This window comes from Streptomyces capillispiralis (assembly GCF_007829875.1).
GTDB classification, from domain to species: domain Bacteria; phylum Actinomycetota; class Actinomycetes; order Streptomycetales; family Streptomycetaceae; genus Streptomyces; species Streptomyces capillispiralis.
On record NZ_VIWV01000001.1, the window covers coordinates 7,989,996 to 8,006,666 of the forward strand.

The window sequence follows — 16,671 nt, forward strand, 5'->3', positions numbered from 1 at the left end:
CGGGCCGGCCCCGAACCCGCAGCGCGCTTCCCCCCATCCGCCGGACGATCCAAGGAGATCCGAGGTTCGCATGTCCAACGAAGAGAAGCTGCTCGCCTACCTCAAGAAGGTGACCGGCGACCTCCAGAAGGCGCGCCGGCGCGTGACCGAGCTCGAGTCCGGCAGGGACGAGCCCATCGCGATCGTCGGCATGGCCTGCCGCTACCCGGGCGTCTCCTCCCCGGACGAGCTGTGGCAGCTCGTCATGGACGAGCGGGACACCATCACCGACTTCCCCGCCGACCGCGGCTGGGACCTCGACAACCTCTACGACCCCGACCCCGCCAAGCCCGGCCGGACCTACGTCAGGCAGGCGGGCTTCGTCGACGACGCCACCCGCTTCGACGCCGCCTTCTTCGGCATCTCCCCCCGCGAGGCCCTGGCGATGGACCCGCAGCAGCGGCTCCTGCTGGAGACCGCCTGGGAGGCCCTGGAGGACGCCGGCATCGACCCGGCCGGCCTGAAGGGCTCCAAGACCGGCGTCTTCACCGGCCTCGTCGAACAGAGCTACCTCGGCCTCGACACCCCCGGCGAGTTCGACGGCTACCTGATGACCAGCAAGCTCAGCAGCATGGGATCGGGACGCATCGCGTACACCCTCGGTCTCGAAGGGCCCGCGGTCTCCATCGACACCGCCTGCTCGTCCTCGCTCGTCGCCCTGCACCTGGCCGTCCAGTCGCTGCGCTCGGGGGAGTCCACCCTGGCCCTCGCCGGAGCCTCCTACGTGGCCGCGACCCCCGGCGGGCACATCGACTTCTCCCAGCAGCGCGGACTGGCCCAGGACGGCCGGTGCAAGCCGTTCGCCGCCTCCGCGGACGGCATCGGCTGGTCCGAGGGGGTCGGCCTGCTCGTCGTCGAGCGGCTGTCCGACGCCCGGCGCAACGGCCACGACGTCCTCGCCGTGGTACGGGGCATCGCCGTCAACCAGGACGGTGCGAGCAACGGCCTCACCGCGCCCAACGGCCCCTCCCAGGAGCGGGTCATCCGCCAGGCCCTGCGCAACGCCCGGCTGACCGCCACCGAGGTCGACGCCGTCGAGGCGCACGGCACCGGCACCACGCTCGGCGACCCCATCGAGGCCCAGGCGCTGCTCACCACCTACGGGCAGGAACACACCGACGAACAGCCCCTGTACCTGGGATCGTTGAAGTCCAACATCGGACACGCCCAGGCCGCCGCCGGCGTCGGCGGCATCATCAAGACCGTCCAGGCCCTGCGGCACGGCGTCCTGCCGAGGTCGCTCCACGCCGAGAACCCCACCCCGGTCGTCGACTGGTCGGCCGGCGCCGTACACCTGCTCACCGAGGCACGGCCCTGGCCCGAGACCGGACGCCCGCGCCGCGCCGGTGTCTCCGCCTTCGGCGCCAGCGGCACCAACGCCCACGTCATCCTGGAGCAGGCGCCGCCCCCCGAGCCCGCCGAACCGGCCGGCGAGGACACCGACGCCACGCCCGCCACCCCCACCCCGGCCGTCCCCTGGATCCTGTCGGCGAAGTCCCCCGAGGCGCTGCGCGCCCAGGCCGGACGGCTCCTCGCGCACACCGAACGGCACCCCGGGACCGGCGCACTGGACATCGCGTACTCCCTGGCCACCACCCGCTCGGTGTTCTCCCACCGGGCCGCCGTCATCGGGGCGGACCCCGACGAACTGCGCGAGGGACTGCGCGCGCTGCGCGACGGCGAGGCATCACCGCACGTCGTGCAGAACACCGCCGCCGACGGCGGCAGGACCGTCTTCGTCTTCCCCGGGCAGGGCGGCCAGTGGGACGGCATGGCCGTCGAACTCCTCGACTCCTCCGAGGTGTTCGCCGCGACGATCCGCGCCTGCGAGCAGGCCCTCGCCCCGTACGTCGACTGGTCGCTGGAGGACGTCCTGCGCCAGGCCGACGGCGCGCCCTCCCTCGACCGCGTCGACGTCCTGCAGCCCGCCTCCTTCGCCGTGGCCGTCTCCCTGGCCGCGCTGTGGCGCTCCTACGGTGTGGAGCCGGACACCGTCGTCGGCTCCTCGCAGGGCGAGGTCGCCGCCGCCTACGTCGCCGGGGCGCTCACCCTGGAGGACGCGGCCCGCGTGGCCGCCCTGCGCAGCCAGGTGGCGCACGTGCTGCACGGCCGCGGCACCATCGCCTCCGTGGCCCTCTCCCGCGACCAGCTCGCCGCCCGCCTCGCAGCGGAGGGCTGGGGCGAGCGCCTGTCCATAGCCGTCGTCAACGGGCCCCGCTCGACCGTGGTGTCCGGCGACGGCGAAGCCCTCGAGGCGTTCGTCGCCCGGTGCAAGGAGGACGGCATCCGGGCCAAGAGCTTCTCCGCCGCCTTCGCCTCCCACTCGGCCCAGGTGGAGGAGATCCGCGACCGCCTCCTCGAAGCCCTGGCGCCCATCCGCCCCCGCAAGGGCACCGTGCAGTTCTACTCCACGGTGACCGCCGGCCCGCTCGACACCGCCACCCTGGACGCCGAGTACTGGTACCAGAACCTGCGCCGGCCGGTGGAGTTCGAGGCCACCGCCCGCGCCCTCGTCGACAGCGGCCACAACTCCTTCGTCGAGGTCGGCCCGCACCCGGTGCTCGGCCCGGTCCTGGAGGAGAGCCACGAGCGGGCCGTCGTGGTCGGCACGCTCCGCCGCGACGACGGCGGCCTGGACCGCTTCCTGACCTCCCTCGGCACGCTCCACACCCGCGGCGGCCACGTCGACTGGCAGAAGGTCTTCACCGGCCACCAGGTCCGCACGGTCCGGCTGCCCACGTACGCCTTCCAGCGCGAGCGCTACTGGTACGCCGCGACCGGCGTCGACGTTACCCGGCTCGGCCTCGCCCCCGCGGAGCACCCGCTGCTCGGCGCGGCCGTCACCGTCGCCGGAGCCGGGCAGACCCTGTTCACCAGCCGCCTGGCCGCCCACACCCACTCCTGGCTCACCGACAGCCGCGTCCACGGGGCCGCCGTGCTGCCCCCGTCGGCCCTCGCCGAACTGGCGGTGCGCGCCGGCGACGAGGTCGGCCTGACCGCCGTCGATGAACTGACCGTCCACGAGCCCCTGGTCCTCGCCACCGGCGACGGCACCCAGATCCAGGTCGTCGTGGACGCCGCCGACCCCGGCGACACCACGGCCGCGCGCCCCTTCGCCGTGCACGCCCGCCCGGACAGCGGGGACGTGCCCTGGACCCGGGTCGCCACCGGCCGGCTCAGCCTGCGCGCCCCGGCCGCCACCGCCGACCTCTCCCAGTGGCCGCCCGCCGGCGCCACGCCCGTCGACCCGGCGGACGTCCGGGACCGCCTCACGGCGGACGGCATCGCCACCGGCCCCGCCTTCCAGGGCCTGACCGGCCTGTGGCGCGACGGCGACACCCTCCTCGCCGAGGTCCGCATCCCCGACCAACTGCGCGCCCAGGCGGCGGAGTTCGCCCTGCACCCGGCGCTCCTCGAGGCGGCCCTGCACACGCTGCCGCTCGCCCTCGGCACCCCCGCGGGCACCGGCGCCCGGCTCGCCACGCACTGGAGCGGCTACCAGCTCTACGCGGGCGGCGCGACCTCGCTGCGCGTCCGGTTCACCCCGGACGGCGACACCGTGCGCGCCGACCTCGCCGACCAGACGGGACGGCCGATCGCCACGATCGACTCGCTGACCGCGAGCACCGTCAGCGCCGCCGCCGTCGGCGCCGGGGACGCCCGCAGCCACGACTCGCTGCTCCGCGTGGAGTGGCGGCCCCTCGGCCTCACCACGCCCGAGCGCCCCGCCGCCCTGGCCCAGCTGGGCACCGACCTGTTCGACGCCGTCCAGCTCGCCGACGTGGCCGCGGCGGCCAAGGCCGTGGACGCGGGCGCCGTCCTCGACGCCGTCCTGACCTGGCACACCCCGGCCCGCGACGGCCAGGGCATCGCCTCCGTCTACGCGGCCGCCCACCACGCCCTCGGCATCGTCCAGGAGTGGCTGGACGACAACCGCCTGGAGGACGTCCCGCTCGTCTGCGTCACGCGCGGCGCCGTGGCGGTCGGCACCGAGGACGTCACGGACCTCGGCGCGGCCGCCGTCTGGGGCCTGCTGCGGACCGCCCAGTCGGAGTCGCCGGGCCGGTTCGTGCTCGTCGACCTCGACGACGACCCGGCCTCCCTCGCCGCCCTGCCCGCCCTGGTGCGCTCCGGACAGGCCCAGGCCGCCCTCCGGGAGGGCCGGGCCCTCGTCCCCCGCGTCGCACGGGTCGGCGCCCCGGCGCCCGGCACCACCCCCGGCGGCACCTGGAACCCCGACGGCACCGTCCTCGTCACCGGCGGCACCGGAACCCTGGGCGCCCTGTTCGCCCACCACCTGGTCACCGCCCACGGAGTGCGCCACCTGCTGCTCACCAGCCGCAGCGGCCCCGCCGCACCCGGCGCCGGCGAACTGCGGGACTCCCTCACCGCCCTGGGCGCCGAGGTGACCATCGCCGCCTGCGACACCGCCGACCGCGCCGCCCTGGAGGCACTGCTCGCCGGCCTGCCCGCCGACCGGCCGCTGACCGGCGTGATCCACGCCGCCGGTGTGCTCGACGACGGTCTCATCACCGCGCAGACCCCGGAGCGGCTCGACGCGGTCCTGCGGCCCAAGGTCGACGCCGCCTGGCACCTGCACGAACTCACCCGCGACCTGGACCTGTCCGCGTTCGTCCTCTTCTCGTCGCTCGCCGGCGTCATCGGCGGCGCCGGCCAGTCCACCTACGCCGCCGCCAACTCCTTCCTGGACGCCCTGGCCCAGCACCGCGGCGCGCACGGCCTGCCCGCCACCTCCGTCGCCTGGGGCCTGTGGGAACAGCTCAGCGCGATGGCCGCCAACCTCGACGCCGCCGACGTCGAACGCATCGTCCGGGCCGGCTTCCGGCTCGTCGCCTCCGACGCGGGACCCGGCATCCTCGACACGGCCATGGCCCTGGGCGACCCCGCCCTGGTCGGCGTGCCCGTCGACGTGGAGGCGCTGCGCGAGCAGCGGACCTCGGTACCGCTGGTCTTCCAGTCCCTGGCGCGCACCCCGGTGCGCCGCACGGTCACCGAGTCGGCGCTGGGCACCGACAGCCTGGCCGCCCTGCTGGAGGGCAAGGAGGAGACCGAACAGCTCGGCATCGTCCTCGACCTGGTCCGTGCCGAGGTCGCCGCCGTCCTCGGCCACTTCGACCCCTCCGGCATCCGGCCCGACCAGCCCTTCCCCGAACTCGGCTTCGACTCCCTGACCTCCGTCGAACTGCGCAACCGGCTCGGTGCGGCGGCCGGCACCCGGCTCCCCGCCAGCCTCGTCTTCGACCACCCCTCGCCCGCCGCCCTCGCCGCCTACCTGCACGCCGAGTTCGCCGGCGGGGAGCAGGGCGGGGCCGAGCCGCGCGTGGACTTCGCCGCCGAGATCCGGCTCGCCGACGACATCCGCCCGGCCGACGAGGTCCACCCGGTGGCGGAGGACCCCGAGGACGCGCTGCTCACCGGCGTCACGGGCTTCCTCGGCGCGTTCGTGCTGCGCGACCTGATGCGCACCACACGGGCCCGCGTCCACGTCCTGGTGCGCGCCGCCGACCGGGACCAGGCCCTGGAGCGGGTGCGGGCCAACCTGGAGTGGTACCGCCTCTGGGACGACATCGACCCCGCACGCCTGCGGATCGTCGTCGGTGACCTCGCCGAGCCCCGGCTCGGTCTGACCGAGGAGGAGTTCGACGACCTCGCCCACACCGTCGACGTGGTCTACCACCCCGGCGCCTCGGTCAACTGGATCCACCCCTACGCGACGGTCAGGGCCGCCAACGTCGGCGGCACCGAGGAACTCCTGAGGCTCGCCGCCCGGCACCGCACCGTCCCGCTGCACTACGTGTCGACCACCGGTGTCTTCGCGGGCCCGGTGACCCGGGGCGTGCCGCTGGAGGTGACCGACCCGGCCGGGCCCGGCGAGGTGCTGCCCAACGGCTACACCCAGAGCAAGTGGGTCACCGAGCAGATCATCGGCATCGCCCGCGAACGCGGCCTGCCCGTGAACGTCTACCGCGTCGACCAGATCGCCGGCGACCAGGTCAACGGCGCCTGCCAGACCCGCGACTTCGTGTGGCTGACCATCAAGGGCATGCTCCAGGCGGGCGCGGCCCCGGCCGAACTCCCGGGTGTGTTCCGGCTGATGCCGGTCGACTACGCGAGCGCCGCCCTGGTCGCCGTCTCCCGGAGCCGGGACGCCGCGGGCGGCACCTACCACCTCTGCAACGAGAGCCACGTGACGTTCGCCGAGGTGGTCGCGTACCTGCGGGAGTACGGCTACCCGCTGGACGAACTCGACCGCGCGACCTGGTTCGAACTGGTGCGGGCCGACCCGGAGAACTCCGCCGCACCGCTGCTCGACGCGGTGGAACTGCTCGTCGCGGACAGCGAGTCCTTCTACCCGGCCATCGCCACCACCGGGACCGTCACCGCGCTCGACGGCACCGGCATCGCCTGCCCGCCGGTCACCCGTGAACTGTTCCGGAAGTACGTCGAGTTCTTCGCGGACACCGGGTACTTCCCCGCCCCGCGGGAGAGCGGCGCCGGAGCGGGTGCCGCCCGGTGAGACGACGCCGCGGCCGGGACGCGGCAACCGCGTCCCGGCCGCGGCGGCGGCCCTGTCTCTCAGATGTCCTTGCCGTAGGGGTTGTCGATGACGTACAGCCAGTCGTCACCCCGCCGGCGCAGCACGTCGAGCGCGGTGCCCGAGTGACGCTCGGGGCCGCCCTCGGCCGTGTCCACCTCGATCGACCAGTCCACGACGAGCAGCGCGGTGTCGGACGTCACGTACGACTCCAGCACCCGCGCCGTCATGACGGGCCCCAGCGCCAGCACCTCGGCCCGTCCCTTCGTCCGTGCGGGCCCGGAAAGGACACTTCCGTCCTCCTGGACGGAGATGGCGTCAGCGGCGAAAAGTCGGTCGAGAGTGGCGACATCGCCACTGTTGAAGGAACGGACGGCGAGTTCCGCCCGTGCCAGTACCTGCTGGGTCGGTTCCTCGTCGATGGCCGTCATGGCGTCATCACTCCTCGGTTGTTTGGGCCGGTGGGAATAGCGCGCGAAAAGGCCCGGCGGGCCCCGCGCGTCGCGGGCGTCGAGCCTGCCATCTCCCGGTCATCGCCAGGCAACAGCCCGCCTCCCCACAGCGGTTACTCCGTGGTGAGAGACCGCGGTGGGCGGCCCCCTACGCTTTTCCCATGATTCTTCGGAGGGTTTCGGAATGAGTCCTGTGTCAGTGAACGAAGTCGTCGACCGAATCCCGGTGGAACCGGCGTCGATGCGGTCGGCAATGGCGCGCTTCGCGACCGGAGTCATCGTGTTGAGCGTGGGTGGCGAGCACATTCACGGAATGACCGCCAACGCGTTCAGTTCGGTTTCGCTGCAGCCGCCGAAAATCCTGTGCTGCGTGGCCCACAGCGCCGTTATGCACAAGGCGATCACCGCGGCACACGGGTTCGGCGTCTCGATCCTGGGAGCCGCGCAGGAGCCCGTCGCCCGCCACTTCGCCGACAAGGCCAGGCCGCTGGGCCCCGAGCAGTTCCGCGACTTCGGTTTCGATCCCGGAACCCACACCGGGGCGCCGCTCCTGCACGGCGCGGTCGGCTGGCTGGAGTGCGAACTGTCCGAGGCGTACGACTCGGGCGACCACTCGATCTTCATCGGTGACGTGGTCCACGCCGCCACGGCGCAGGACTCGTCCGGGCTGCTCTTCTTCAACGGCGGTTTCCGGCAGCTGGGAACCGCCCCCGAGTGAAACAGGGGGGACCATGTCCGCAGGAACGAGCACGCAGAAGCCGGCCTGGCCCCAGGAGCCCCTCGTCGGACCCTGGTTCGTCGAGGCGCTGAACGAGGGCCTGGCCCGGTCGGTCACGCGGCTCACCCGGCCCGCGCCCGCCCCACGGCACGGCGCCCCGGAACCGCACGGCACCCTCACCGGACCCGAGGCCGTCCACGGCCTCCCCGATCCGCGCGGCCTCTCCTACACCGGTCGGCACACCTTCGCCGACCCCTTCACCGCCAAGGTGATGGCCGCGTACACGGAGGCGCTCGACTCCGTGCTCGGCCGCGCCGAGCGCGCGGACCCCCGGCTCGGGCGGGCGCTGCTGCGTCACGGGGCCCACACGCTCGCGGAGGCGTCCGGCCTGGTGTGCCGGACGCCGGACGGCGTCGAGTGTCCCGCGGAACGGCCGCTGGAACCGGAACGGGCGGCGGAGATGGGGACGCTGCTCATGGAGTGCGCCGCGCTCGTGGCGCTCGGCGACGGATCACCGCACACGGGCTCCCGGGCCGCCGACCTCATCAGGCACCTGGGCACCTCGGTGCGCCGGACCCCCGGACCCGCCCGGACCCGCCGTGCCGCATCACGATCACGGACTTCAACAAAAGTTCACAGTCGGAACATTGGATCCTGACAGGATCTCCCCATGGACAAAAGTCTGCTGAACGGAAAAGTCGTGCTCGTCACCGGGGCGAGCAGTGGTATCGGAGCGGCGGCGGCCAGAGTGTTCGCCCAGGAGGGCGCGGCGGTCTTACTGGTCGCCCGCCGGCAGGAACGGCTGGCCGCGCTCGCCGAGGAGCTGCGCGGCCAGGGGGCCCGGGCGGAGTACGTGGTCGCCGACGTCACCTCGCCCGAGGACGCCGCCATGGCGGTGAAATCGGCCGTCGGCACGTTCGGACGGCTCGACGGGGCGTTCAACAACGCCGGCGTCGGAGGGGACCGCACCCCCCTGCACGAGATGGACGACGAGACCTACGACACCATCATGGACACCAACGTGCGCGGTGTCTTCAACTGCCTGCGCGCGGAGATCCCCGCGATGCTGGAGCACGGCGGCGCGATCGTCAACAACAGCAGTGTCGGCGGGCTCGTCGCCATCCCCACGGCGGCGCCGTACATCGCCTCCAAGCATGCCGTGGTGGGCCTCACCCGGGCCGCCGCCGACGAGTACGCCCAGCAGGGCATCAGGGTCAACGCGGTGGCGCCCGGCACCACCCGCAGCGAGATCACCGCGGACTGGTTCGCCCGCAACCCCGGGCTGGAGGACATGGTCAACTCCATGACCCCCCAGGGCCGTACGGCGGAACCGGAGGAGGTGGCCGCGGCCGCGGCCTGGCTGCTCAGCGACCGCTGCCCCTTCCTGACCGGCACGGTCCTGCCGGTGGACGGCGGCTTCGTCAACCAGTGAGCACGGTGCGGCGCGGGGGCGGATTACTCCGCCGTTACTGCCGTCCCACGCCGCCCGGATAGATTCGCAAGCCACGCAGAGGCGTGTGGGGCGCCCCGTTCGGTACGGGTCCTTCGCCGGGCCGGGCCGAACCGCCGGAACGGTGGCGCCGTTCCGGCGCGGGCCCCTTCTCCCCCCGACCACGAGAGGGCAGAACACCCATGTCGAAGCAGTCGCTCACCCTGATCGGACTCGGCCCGATGGGCAGCGCGATGGCCGACGCGTACCTCGCCAAGGGCTACGAGGTGACCGTGTGGAACCGGACGGCGAGCAAGGCCGAGCCCCTCGTGGCCAAGGGAGCCGTCCTCGCGCCCACGGTCGCCGACGCCCTCGCCGCGAACACGCTCGTCCTGCTCAGCCTGACGGACCACCAGGCGATGTACGCCATCCTCGGCCGGGCCACCGAGGCACTGGAGGGCAGGACCGTCGTCAACCTCAGCTCCGACACCCCGGCCAAGTCCCGCGAGGCGGCCGAGTGGGTGAACGGGCACGGCGCGGCGTACCTGACGGGCGGGGTGACGGTGCCGCCCCACCGCATCGCCGGCCCGGGGGCGCTCACCTTCTACAGCGGTCCCCACGCGCTCTTCGAGGAGCACCGCGCCACGCTCGAGGTGATCTCCGCCGCCGACCACCGGGGGGAGGACCAGGGGCTGGCCGCCCTGTACTACCAGCTCCAGCTGGACATCTTCTGGACGTCCCTGTCCTCCTGGCTGCACGCCGTCGCTGTGGCGAAGGCCAACGGCATCTCCGCCTCCGACCTCCTGCCCTACGCCTCCGGCACCCTCGCCTCGATGCCGGACTTCCTCGGCTTCTACACCCCCCGGCTGGACGAGGGGAACTTCGCGGGCGACGTGGAGCGGCTCTCCATGGGGCTGGCGAGCATCGAGCACGTCGTGGAGACCGGACTCGACAGCGGTGTCGACTCCTCGCTGCCGACCGCCGTGATGGACCTCCTGCGCCGGGGCTTCGACGCCGGCCGGGCCGAGGACAGCGCCACCAGCATCGTCGAACTCCTCGGGCGGCCCTCCGCGTAGGCGGCCCCGCTCGTCCCCGCCCGGCCGCCGCCCCTCGCACCACGGGGCGGCGGCCGGGCCGCTTCACGCCCCTCGACCGCACCTCCGGGGCGCGCACATTCCCGGGGAACCGGACGCCCACGCACCGGCGTACGACCGGGATTACCGGAGCATGACACACAGCGGATACGTTCCTGCGGGCCATGAAAGTTCACGACCGGCGCCGCACCACGGGAACAGAAACCGACATGGGAAGGTGAACGGGATGACTGCTGCCGATGTGCACCAACTGGCGGTACTCGAAGCGGTACGGAGCATCGCCCCCAGAATCAGGGAGAACGCCGCGCACGCCGAGAAGGCGGGCTGGATACCGGACGAGAGCGTGGAACTGCTGGAGAAGGCCGGGGTCTTCGGCATCGCCGTGCCCGAGAGGTTCGGCGGCACGGACCTTCCGGCCACCCAGCAGTTAGCGGTCCTGGAGGAGATCGCCAGGGCCTGCGGCTCCACCGGCTGGGTCACCTCCGTCTGGGTGACCACGGCATGGATGGCGAGCCTCTACCCCGACAAGGCACAGGAGGAGGTCTTCGCGGGCGGCCGGGTGCGCGTCTCCGGCGGCTTCACGCCCTCCGGCACACTGGTGCCGGCCGAGGGCGGTTACCTCCTCACCGGCCAGTGGCGGTTCAACAGCGGCGTCCGCGCCGCCGACTGGAACGTCTGCTCCGCGCTCATCGAGCACGAGGACGGCCGGGTCGAGGACCTCTACCCGCTGGTCCCGACCTCGGACCTGGTCATCGGGGAGGACTGGGACGTCTTCGGCGCGGCCGGCACCGGCAGCGTCACCTCGACCGCCGACGGCGTCTTCGTCCCCGCGCACCGCGTGGTCGGCGCCGAGGCGTACGAGGCGGCCACCCGCGACCGGTGGAACGCGGATCTCAAGGGCCGCAACTACCACCTGCTCAGCCACGTGCTGACCCAGTGCACCGCCGTCTACACCGGCCTCGCCAGGGCCGCCCTCGACGTCTTCGTGGAGAAGCTCCCGGGCAAGGGCATCGCGTACTCGAACTGGACCGAGCAGATCAAGCACCCGCACATCCACCACCAGGTGGCCGTGGCCGCCAACAAGATCGCGGCGGCGGAGGCCCTGCAGCGCACCCTGGTGGACCTGGTGCAGGAACGCGCCGATGAGGGCCGCCGGCTGACGGTGGGGGAGAAGGCGACGATCCGCGGGCAGATCGCCTTCATCGTGCAGACGGCGAAGGAGGCCGTCGACGTCCTCTACACCCTCAGCCCGGCCTCCGTCATCGTGCGCAGCGGAGACCTGCAGCGCATCCAGCGCGACCTCCTGGCACTGTCGGTGCACGGGCTGTTCGCCCCGCTCGCCTCCCTCGAGGTCCAGGGGCGCCTGCTGCTCGGCCTGGAACCCGACAACGACTACCTCTGATCCGGCGGGCCGGTCCCGCGCCCCACGCACGGCGCCCCGCTCCCGTACGCACACGACGTGTCGTACGGGAGCGGGGCGTCCGGGTTGTCGGGAAGGGTCCGGGCGGGCGGGGTTGCGGTTACGACGGCTGCTTGTCCCACACGCCCGTGGCCGCCGTCTCGCGCACGTAGGCGGCGAAGTCGCGCGGCGCCCGCCCCAGGATGCGCTCCACGGCGTCCGTGAGGTACCCGTTGGCGCCGCTGTGCACCTGGGCGAAGAGGCTCGACTCCATCCGGGCGAACTCCTCGGTGTCCATGTACATGTACGGCTCGGGCACACCCGCGGCCCGCATCTCGGCGGCGAACTCCTCGGCGGACTGCGGGGTGAAGCGGAAGTCGTGCCCGGTGCCGGCGGCGATCTCCGCCACGGCGTCGCCGAAGGTCAGCAGCCGGGGCCCGGTCAGCTCGTAGAGGCGGCCGGTGTGGCCGTCCTCGGTGAGCACCCGCGCGGCCGCCTCGGCCACGTCCTGCGCGTCGACGAACGCCTCCCGGCCGTCCCCGGTGGGCAGACGGACCTCGCCGGCCACCAGCGGGTGCACCAGCAGCGCCTCACTGAAGTTCTGGAAGAACCAGGCGGGACGCAGGATGGTCCACGGAGCGCCGGAGGAGCGCACCGCCACCTCGGCCGGGTAGGCCTCGGGCCACCCGCGCGCCGACTGCAGGACCACCCGCTCCACGCCGAGGGAGCGGGCCAGCTCGCCCAGCGAGCGCAGCCGTACGGCGGCCTCCGGGCTGAACAGGTTCTGGAGGTAGACCACGTACACGGCGCGGGCGCCCTCCAGGGCGGGGGCCCAGGTGGCGGTGTCGTGCCAGTCGAAGTGCTGCTCGGAGGAGCGGGACGCCACCCGCACCGGGTGGCCACCGTCGCGCAGGGCCGGTACCAGGCGCCGGCCGACCTTGCCCAGACCACCGAGGACGACGATGGGTCTCTCCGTCAGGTTCTCAGTCATGCGGCTCACTCCACCGGTTCCGCGGGCCCCGGGCAAGGGGGGTCCACGCCCCGCCGCGCACCCGATGACCAGCCGGTTTCCCAGCTGGGCGGGCGATGGCGGGGCAGTGGTCGGGCGGTGGCCACCGGCGCGTCGCGGCCCGGTCCCTCAGTCCGTCGGTGCGGGCCGGCGGACGCCCTCGACCGTGGCGGTGTAGCTGTCGCCGGCGTGCCCCAGGGCGCGTGCGCGGTGCTCGACGGAGGACACGGCACGCAGCACGCTCGTGTCGAGCCCCCGCAGCCGCGCCGCCTCGATGATGTCGTCGACGGTGGAGCAGCGCATCGTGAGCAGTTCGCCGCCGCCCGGATAGGCCCCCTCGTCGATCTCACGGGCCGTGTCGGGAGCGAGCATCTCCACCGTGTCCAGCATGACCTTGAGGTAAGGGGCGAAGTCCCGCACCTTCACGCCGTCCGCCCCGGCCAGGGCGAAGCTGTGCATCATCCCCGACATGCTCGTCCAGAAGAAGTCGAGCAGCGACATGTCGTACAGGGCGGCGAAGCCGGGGTCCTCGCCGACGTGCACCACCCGGCCGCCCAGGGCCCGGAAGGTTTCGCGGTGCCGGTCGTAGGCGTCCCGGGAACCGCTGAGGAAGACCAGTGAGTCCGGGGTGGCGATGAAGGTCGGCCCGATCATGATGGCGCCGTCGAGGTAGTCGACGCCCTGCTTCGCCGCCCGGGCGGCCGCCGTCCTGGACCGCTCCGCCGTACTGGTGGAGACGTTGAGCAGCACGCGGCCCGCGAAGTCGGCCGGGTCGACCGTGTCGAGCACCGCCTGCGCGGCGTCGTAGTCGGCCACGCTGACGACGACCAGGTCGCCCCGGCGCACCGCCTCGGCGGCGGTGTCCGCCTCGCGCGCGCCGGCGGCGAGCAGGTCGTCCGCCTTGCCCCGGGAGCGGTTCCAGACGGTGGTGGGATGACCCGCCCGTAAGAAGGCGCCGGCCAGGGCACGGCCCATGGGCCCCAGGCCGAGCACGGTGACCGGGAGTTTCCGGATGTCCGTTTCATTCGTCATGCCAGGCAGCATCCGTGCTTCCGTCCGTCCTCACAAGAGCCCTCGGTCAAAGGGCGCTCAAAGCGCTCTCAAATCGGCATGTCGGAGCAGAGTGAATGGGCGGGAACAGGGTGCTCGGGGTATCTCCGATTACCGCGGGGTGAGTGTGCCGGGGAAATGATTTCGGCCTCCGGGAACGGGTCCTGGAGGCCGAAAAGGTGTTACCGACGGGCAGCGGGGTCAGTGACCCCGCGCCGTCACTTCTTGTCCTGCTTGAGCAGCTCGATCACGCCGGAGAAGTCGTCGTTCGGGAAGCCGTCGGCGACCCGGCGGTCCATCAGCGACTGGATCGGGTCCAGCAGCTCGGAGCTCACACCCTGGCTCCGGCTGGCCTCGACGATGTTGCGGAAGCCCACCTGCTGCATGCTCAGCGCCGCCGAGATGCCGATGTGGTACTCGTCGTTGTCGATCTGCCGCGCCAGGTTCGCCACCACGCCGGCGATCGAGGTCACGTAGGGGATCAGCAGGTCGGTGGAGAACTGCTGGGCGTTGACCCCCTCGGAGCGGACCATGGCGATGGCCTGGATGGCACCGCCGAGCATGCCGTACATGCCGGCCAGCAGGGACAGGTCGAGCAGCGAGGCCAGACCCGGGTCCGTACCCGCGAAGCGGGGGTCGCCCATGGCGCCGAGGACGGCCTTGTCGCGCTCGAAGGACTCCTTGCCGGAGCCGCTGTAGAGCACGTAGGCGTGGTCGGTGCCGATGATCTGCGGAACGGCCATGATGCCGCCGTCGATGTAGTCGTAACCGAGGTCGGCCGCCCACTTCGCGGTCTCCCGGGCCTGCTCCGGGGTGCCGTTGGTGAGGTTGTAGACCGTGCGGCCCTTCAGGGCGTCGCCCAGCGGGTCCAGGACCTCGTGGACGGAGGCGTAGTCGAGCAGACAGACGATGACCACGGGGCTCGCCTGAGCGGCCTCGGCGGCCGTGGCGGCACGCTGGGCCCCCTGCTCCACCAGCGGGTCGGCCTTGGACGCCGTACGGTTCCAGACGGTCGTCGAGTGACCGGCCTTCAGAAACGCGCCGGCGAGCGCCGCCCCCATCTCTCCCAGACCGATGACAGTAACTGCGGTGTTGCCCGCCATTTCGTAGTTCCCTCTCACTTGAAATCAATCGGGTGCCGGGGATGAGTGTTACCGGTGCGCCAGCGGAAATCAAGTGCGTACGGTGACGCGGCACTTGACTTTGTCGGGAAGCCAATTGGTTCCCGGGAAAATGACAAACTATGGATTTCTTGCTCTTCGTGCGGCCCGTTCGATGTTATGGGCGCGTGACGCGATCACGAACGGGAATGGAACGGCGTGGTGCGCGGCCGGCCGCCGGGGCACCGCGGCCCCTCCCGCCGCCGGGCGGGAGGGGCTGCGGACCGGCGAACCGGGATCAGACGCCGAGGATGCTCGCCATCTGGCCCGCGGCGGTGTTGCCGCTCTCGATGCCGCCGTCCATGTACCCGTTCCACCCGTTGGCGATGTCACTGGTGGCGAACGTGAGCCGGCCCACGGGCTGCTGGACCGCCCGCAGGGGGCCGGTCAGGACGCCGGGAGCGCGCACCGCCCAGCCGCCCTTGGAGTACGGGTCCTGGCCCCAGTGCTGCGTGGAGACCGCGACCACCTCGATCCCCGGAATGATCTTCCGCAGCTCGGTCTGCACCGTCGACCGGTTGCTCGCGTCGAACGACGAGGCGTTGCTGAAGCCGATCACGATGTTGCCGTCGGAGCGCTCCTTGAACGGGAACACCGCGGTGATCTTCGAGGAGGAGGCGGCCGGCGACTCCGCGGAGAACCGGCCCAGGTTGCTGCCCCTGACGTGCATCATGAACTTCTGCGCCGTGCGCACGCCGAGGCCCTGGGTGGACAGGCTGGTGAACTCGGTGGGCAGGCCGGGGGCGAACTGGATGCTGTTCCACACGTTCACCGGAACGGCGACCACCACGCCGCGGGCGGTGTAGGTCGTGCCCTTGGCCGTCACCGAGACCTGCGAGCCGCTGACCGAGACGGTGGTCACCGGGCTGCTGAGCTTCACCGTGGCCTTGGACTCGTTGAGGATGGCCTGGACGAGCGCGGTCGAACCCACCGTGGGGCGGTAGGTGTTGATGCTCCCGTAGCCCTCGTAGCTGTGGCCGCACAGGGCCCACCAGTGCGCCAGCTCCGTCAGGCCCATGGTCGACGCCGAGCCCGTCAGGTACGAGGTGGCCGGGTCGGCCAGCAGTTCCTCCTCGGCGCTGAACCGCATCTGGTTGAGCCGGTCCCGCATGGAGAGCTTGTCCAGGTCGCGGATCAGGTCCTCGCGGGTGAACGGCTTGTAGGGGTCCGGGAACCAGTCCCTCGACCCCTCGAACAGGGGCGTGACGACCTGCGCCTGGCGCGTGAACAGGTCCATGGAGTCGAAGGCCTGCCAGCCACCGGTCGTGGTGGTGGGGAAGTAGCTGCGGGTGGGCGGGGCGTCGGCGGTCAGCGCCATCCCGTGCTTCTGGACCTCCTGCCACACGAGCGGCTGCTTCTCGTCGACCCAGGTGCCGCCCATCTCGACCTGCTCACCGGCGAAGGTGGAGGTCCACACCCGGCCGCCGATGCGGTTGCGGGCCTCCAGCACCAGGACGCTCAGGCCCTTGGCGGTGAGTTTGCGGGCGGCGCTGGCCCCGGCGAAGCCGGCGCCTATGACGATGACGTCGTAGGTGTTGCGGGGCAGGGCCCGCGCCGTGCCCGACGTGGCCGCGGCGACCGAGGCGGTCAGCGCGGTCGTACCGGCCGCCTTCAGCAGGAACCGGCGCGAGAGCCGGCGCGAGATGCCGGCGGGCGGGTCCTCGGCCTGACGCGGCTGGGACGATGCGTTCTCGATGGTCATAGTCTTCCTCGAAGTGGCTGTCCTGAACCGACTGCTTGCGCGGGCCGGTGTGGGCCGGCACCC

General features: G+C 72.4%; 10 protein-coding genes and 1 pseudogene. 6 read left to right on the forward strand and 5 right to left on the reverse strand.

Annotation, left to right across the window (positions count from 1 at the left end):
- Positions 1 to 106 precede the first annotated feature (106 nt).
- A pseudogene (locus FHX78_RS38015) lies at positions 107 to 6,577 on the forward strand (thioester reductase domain-containing protein); the annotation flags it as partial.
- Positions 6,578 to 6,636: 59 nt separating this feature from the next.
- Here FHX78_RS38015 and FHX78_RS34770 read toward each other — a convergent pair.
- Entirely contained in the window at positions 6,637 to 7,026 is a 390-nt protein-coding gene (locus tag FHX78_RS34770; protein WP_145871334.1) for a YybH family protein, read from the reverse strand.
- 220 nt (positions 7,027 to 7,246) lie between these two features.
- Between FHX78_RS34770 and FHX78_RS34775 the strand changes: the two genes are divergently transcribed.
- From FHX78_RS34775 to FHX78_RS34795, 5 genes are all read left to right on the forward strand, one after another.
- Complete coding sequence (locus FHX78_RS34775; RefSeq protein ID WP_308439687.1) at positions 7,247 to 7,765, forward strand: flavin reductase family protein; 519 nt, start codon at positions 7,247 to 7,249, stop codon at positions 7,763 to 7,765.
- Between the two features lie 13 nt (positions 7,766 to 7,778).
- Positions 7,779 to 8,423 (forward strand): hypothetical protein, encoded by a 645-nt coding sequence (locus FHX78_RS34780; protein WP_145871338.1) that lies wholly within the window; start codon positions 7,779 to 7,781, stop codon positions 8,421 to 8,423.
- Positions 8,424 to 8,435: 12 nt separating this feature from the next.
- Positions 8,436 to 9,197 carry an SDR family NAD(P)-dependent oxidoreductase gene (locus FHX78_RS34785; protein ID WP_145871340.1) on the forward strand — a complete coding sequence of 254 codons (762 nt, stop codon included), beginning with the start codon at positions 8,436 to 8,438 and terminating at the stop codon, positions 9,195 to 9,197.
- Positions 9,198 to 9,397: 200 nt separating this feature from the next.
- Positions 9,398 to 10,270, forward strand: a complete 873-nt coding sequence (locus FHX78_RS34790) for an NAD(P)-dependent oxidoreductase (protein ID WP_145871342.1) — start codon at positions 9,398 to 9,400, stop codon at positions 10,268 to 10,270.
- Between the two features lie 244 nt (positions 10,271 to 10,514).
- Complete coding sequence (locus FHX78_RS34795) at positions 10,515 to 11,690, forward strand: acyl-CoA dehydrogenase family protein (RefSeq protein WP_145871344.1); 1,176 nt, start codon at positions 10,515 to 10,517, stop codon at positions 11,688 to 11,690.
- A gap of 118 nt (positions 11,691 to 11,808) precedes the next feature.
- Here FHX78_RS34795 and FHX78_RS34800 read toward each other — a convergent pair whose 3' ends face one another.
- From FHX78_RS34800 to FHX78_RS34815, 4 genes are all read right to left on the reverse strand, one after another.
- Positions 11,809 to 12,678 (reverse strand): NAD(P)H-binding protein, encoded by an 870-nt coding sequence (locus FHX78_RS34800; protein ID WP_145871346.1) that lies wholly within the window; start codon positions 12,676 to 12,678, stop codon positions 11,809 to 11,811.
- Positions 12,679 to 12,825: 147 nt separating this feature from the next.
- The gene (locus FHX78_RS34805; RefSeq protein WP_229924146.1) at positions 12,826 to 13,728 is read right to left on the reverse strand and encodes an NAD(P)-dependent oxidoreductase; all 903 of its coding nucleotides are present in this window, start codon (positions 13,726 to 13,728) and stop codon (positions 12,826 to 12,828) included.
- A 236-nt stretch (positions 13,729 to 13,964) separates the two neighbouring features.
- Entirely contained in the window at positions 13,965 to 14,849 is an 885-nt protein-coding gene (locus tag FHX78_RS34810; RefSeq protein WP_145871349.1) for an NAD(P)-dependent oxidoreductase, read from the reverse strand.
- Positions 14,850 to 15,144: 295 nt separating this feature from the next.
- Positions 15,145 to 16,608: a flavin monoamine oxidase family protein gene (locus FHX78_RS34815; protein WP_145871351.1), complete on the reverse strand. Its 1,464-nt coding sequence runs from the start codon at positions 16,606 to 16,608 to the stop codon at positions 15,145 to 15,147.
- Positions 16,609 to 16,671 lie beyond the last annotated feature (63 nt).